This is a genomic window from Psychrobacter sp. T6-1, from assembly GCF_052258445.1.
On sequence record NZ_JBQQFC010000216.1, the window covers coordinates 1 to 4210 of the forward strand.

General features: G+C 46.5%; 4 protein-coding genes. 3 read left to right on the forward strand and 1 reads right to left on the reverse strand.

What is annotated here, in order from left to right; genetic code table 11:
* The first annotated feature begins 63 nt into the window (after positions 1-63).
* Positions 64-1194, forward strand: coding sequence for a zinc-binding dehydrogenase (locus tag ACTXGO_RS10360; RefSeq protein WP_443574376.1), 1131 nt, complete (start codon positions 64-66; stop codon positions 1192-1194).
* A gap of 127 nt (positions 1195-1321) precedes the next feature.
* On the opposite strand, the gene ACTXGO_RS10365 is transcribed toward ACTXGO_RS10360, so the two are convergent.
* On the reverse strand, positions 1322-2086 hold the full coding sequence (locus ACTXGO_RS10365) for a hypothetical protein (protein WP_443574378.1): 765 nt from the start codon (positions 2084-2086) through the stop codon (positions 1322-1324).
* 142 nt (positions 2087-2228) lie between these two features.
* Here ACTXGO_RS10365 and ACTXGO_RS10370 point away from each other — a divergent pair, with 142 nt between their 5' ends.
* Positions 2229-3185, forward strand: a complete 957-nt coding sequence (locus tag ACTXGO_RS10370; protein WP_443543046.1) for a LysR substrate-binding domain-containing protein — start codon at positions 2229-2231, stop codon at positions 3183-3185.
* A gap of 162 nt (positions 3186-3347) precedes the next feature.
* On the forward strand, positions 3348-4210 hold an 863-nt coding region (locus tag ACTXGO_RS10375), incomplete at its 3' end, for a divalent metal cation transporter (protein ID WP_443574379.1).

Here is a 4210-nt window from a genome sequence, read left to right on the forward strand (position 1 = left end):
AACCCTCTATGATCAACATAAATACTTGGTCTTATTCTTTTAATCATTTGCAGGAGCAACACCATGAGCGATAAAAACTTACAACTCATCTCTACCATCAGCGACGACAACAAACTCACTGTATCGTTGCAAGATATCGGCATGCCGCAGCCAAGTGACGATGAAGTTGTCGTACGCATTGAGGCGGCGCCACTAAATCCCTCTGATTTAGCGATTTTATTTAGCGTCGCTGACATGTCTACTGCCGCGCAATCAGGCGACGATCAAAACCCAGTGATCACAGCAGACGTCCCTGCCAAGTTCATGCCAGCGGTCAAAACCCGCGTGGGTAAAGACACCCCTGTCGGCAATGAAGGCGCAGGCACTGTCGTTGCCGCAGGCTCGTCACCCGCCGCGCAAGCCTTAATGGGTAAAACCGTTGCAGTCATCGGCGGCGGTACGTATCGTCAATATCACTGCGTCAATGTGCAAAGCTGCTTGGAATTAAAAGAAGGTACAACCGCTAAAGAAGGCGCATCCTCTTTCGTTAATCCACTAACTGCCCTTGCAATGACTGAAACCATGCGCGCTGAAGGTCACAAAGCGATCATTCATGCCGCCGCCGCCTCAAGCTTAGGTCAAATGCTCAATCGTATCTGTATGGCTGATGGTATTGATTTGATTAATATTGTCCGTAAAGATGAGCAAGAAACCTTGCTACGTGATATGGGCGCAAAATATGTGGTTAATTCTAGCAGTGAGTCATTCCTTGACGATTTGACCGCAGCGATTATCGAGACAGGCGCTACGATTGCCTTTGATCCTATCGGCGGTGGTCAACTAACCAGCGATATCCTCAACTGTATGGAAGCGGCGATCACTCATAATGTTGAAGAGTACAGCGTCTATGGCTCCAATACCTTTAAGCAAGTCTATGTCTATGGTGCTTTAAATCGTGGACCTATCGTTCTAAACCGCAACTTTGGTTTTGCTTGGGGCGTTGGCGGTTTCTTGTTGTTCAACGCGCTTGGTAAACTCGGTACCAAAACCGTTATGAAAATGCGTCAGCGCGTGGCCGATGAGATCACAACCACCTTTGCCAGCAGCTATACTCATGAAGTGTCATTGCCTGAGGTTCTGCATTTACAGTCTATCGCCGCTTATGGCAAACAAGCGACTGGCGAGAAGTATTTGATTACCCCGCAGCAGTCGTAGAGGTTCGATCCTATTTGAAAAAAAGCAGGTACTTTAATTAGTATCTGCTTTTTTTGTGGTCTGAAATATCAGCGAAAGAAAACAATAACAATCAAAACTGCCTGATGCAGAATAAATTGCCTTATTTTTATTGCGAAGTATCGCGATACAAGGTGACCTCAGACTCTTGCATAAACTCCTCAAGGCTCATCTGGGTGTTCTTATCTGTGTTTTGAACCATATTTTGAGTTGTGTTCTGGTTTTCAGCAGCATTAGGTACCTGTGAAGGCTGCGGCTGATCATCTGCTTGAGTAGCATTATTCAAGCTCGGGTCAGCGGGCTGTGCGGGTGTAGATTCAACTTCTATGTCGTTAGTGGTTGTGGTTGTGGTTGACTCGTTATCTACATCGTTTTCAGCAATGATCACCGCTTCATCGTTGGGTACGGGCGAGACCTCTTCTGTTAGGGTGTCGCCTGAGAACACACTCATGATATCTGTTTTTCCAGTAATATTTAGGATGACTATGACGGCGGCTACGGTAGCACTCATTAGCAGCGCGGCGATCAATCCGATCATAACTAGACTTTTGGTATCACTATTTGTTTTGCTATTCTTCGCTACTTTGTTGTTTTCTTTATCTTTATGAGCTTTATTTGCTAGATGCGCCGATATTTTATCATTGATATCGAGAGTTGCAGGTTGGTCTTGACTATCTAATACTCGGTTATTGTGGATACGAGTCTCATTATGCACAGGAGTATTGGTACTGGCATGAAGCGCTTGTTGCTCTTTTTCAAATTCATCGCTAAAAAAACTGAGCTCATCTTCATTTAAATCTCTATAAATAGATTCTGACTCCACATTATCTGACACCTTTATATCTTGGGTATTGTTCTTATTTAAATCACTCATAGCGCACCACGGCATTTTTACTGTTAGAATTTAGATAGGCTTATCCTTTCTTAAGCAAATAAGCAATAACTATGCCAGCGCCCCAAACTAAGCTAGCGCCCTACTGTCTTTTGCTCCAACTTCTACCTTAAGAGTGCACCACATGGATATCAAACAGCTCAACGCTTTTATCGCTATCGCTGATTGTCAGAGTTTTAGCTTGGCGGCGAGTACCACAGGTATCTCTCAGCCCAGTCTTAGTCGTATGCTCAAGCAATTGGAGACGGACATAGGGGTCGAGCTGATCGACCGCTATCATCGGCCGCTACAACTGACAGAGTCTGGACGGTTTTTTTATGACAAAATCAGCGTGCTACTCATAGAGATGGCGACCATTACCAGTATGACCCAACGTTTATCTGGGCCAAGCAAAGCGCTCAATATCGGTTTTGTGCCCTCTGTATTGTACGGGCTGCTACCTGAGATTATCGCCGCCCTTAAACGGCGTTATCCCGATATTGAGGTCAATCTCAAGGACATCAGCTCATATCAGCAGATAGAGGCGCTCAAAAGTGGGGATATCGATGTCGGTATGGGACGTTTTGCGCATCAAGACCCTTGGATTCAGCAGATATTGCTGCGACATGAGCGCTATATGGTGGCCCTGCCCAAAAGCCATCCCCTAGCCGACACCCGCGATCAGCGCTTAATAGATTTGGTCAATAATCGCTTGATCCTCTATCACCAAACCCATCTGCCGCTACCTGCGCCTATAGAGCAGTCTGTAGCAGACGATAGTGCGCCCATAACTGAGCCACTCTTACATCTGTTTGCGCAGTACGGTATCACGCCGCTGATGACGACTAAGGTCAGTGATTTGCAAGTGGCGCTCAGCTTGGTTGCAGCAGGTGAAGGCATTACTTTAGTACCTGCAAGCTTACAAACCGTACGTGCAGAGCAAATCAGCTATCAGCGGCTGATGCACGAAAACGTCACGTCCCCTATCTATCTGCATACTCTTAGAGACGTTGTCCACCCAAAAGCGCCTGATCTATTAGCTGCTATCTATGAGGTGTATGAGCAGCGCGGTATTACCTACCGTCGTCAGCAGTTTGTATAAGTAGCATAACTAAGCTCAACCTAAACTATGACCTCAATATAAATTATGACCTCAATATAAACTATGCCCAGATGTTTACTAATAAGGCAAAACTTTGCATAGCTTGCGTCTTGATAGGTATGCTACAGTCTGCTGATATTTGTATGACGATCTGAGGCACACATGACCACACAATCCATAAACAACGCGGCACATTCGCCGCAAAACGAGGGCTTTAGCTGGCGAATCTTTGGGCCAGGTATCTTGATGGCGACTGCGGCTATTGGCGGCTCACACCTTATATCATCGACGCAGGCAGGCGCGATATATGGCTGGCAACTGGCGATTATGATTATCCTTGCCAACGTCTTTAAATATCCGTTTTTTCGCTTCGGTACCGAATACGTCTATGACACAGGTGAGAGTCTCATCGCAGGCTATGCCAAGCGCTCAAAGGCTTATCTCTGGGTATATTTTATTCTCTCTATCTTATCAGCAGTCATTAGCACAGGCGCAGTATCTTTGATTGCAGCGGTCATACTTGGCTTTATGCTACCTGCGTCCTTGGGGCTCTCAACCATAGGGTTATCGCTTATTATTGTAGTCGTCTGCTGGGTGTTTTTGATCGCCGGACACTACAAGCTATTAGACGGCGTGACCAAATGGATTATGATTGCGCTGACACTAGCAACGGTTACCGCCGTCGCTATTGCGGCGGGCAAGCCTACAGTGATGACCGCTGATTTTGTAGCCGCTTCGCCTTGGAACTTGGCAACACTTGGCTTCATTGTCGCGCTGATGGGCTGGATGCCAGCACCGCTTGAGTTTGCCGCTATCACCTCGATGTGGACCTCTGCCAAAAGAAAAGCAGACAACACCACTTATAGTCAAGGACTGCTCGACTTTAACATCGGCTTTTTGGTCTCGGCTATTTTGGCGCTGTTCTTTTTATCGCTTGGCGTGTTTGTCCAGTATGGGTCAGGACAAGAGATTGAACTGGTTGGCGGCGCTTATATCAATCAGCTGATCAACATGTATACCGCCAC